Consider the following 280-nt stretch of genomic DNA (forward strand, 5'->3'; position numbering starts at 1 on the left):
GACGTCACCCTGGAAAACCGCCTGCTCAAAAAAAGCATGATCGGGGATGGGGGCGACGACGAATGAGATATCCCGCCTCCGAAAAGCATGAGATCATCCGGCTTGTCGAGCAGTCGCATTTGTCAGCCAGGCAGACGCTGGAAAAGCTGGGCATTCCAAGGCCGACCTTCTATCGATGGTATGATCGCTTCCAGACCTACGGTGTCGAGGGGCTGGAAGACCGGACGTCCGCACCTTCGCGGGTGTGGAATCGTATCCCTGACGATATCCGGGATCGCAT

Annotated in this window: 1 pseudogene; it reads left to right on the top strand. The window is 57.1% G+C overall.

Annotated features, from left to right (window positions below):
• Nucleotides 1-280 (top strand): annotated as a pseudogene (locus HWX93_RS22825) (helix-turn-helix domain-containing protein); the annotation flags it as partial.

Source organism: Brucella tritici, from assembly GCF_902825325.1.
In the GTDB taxonomy this organism is placed as follows: domain Bacteria; phylum Pseudomonadota; class Alphaproteobacteria; order Rhizobiales; family Rhizobiaceae; genus Brucella.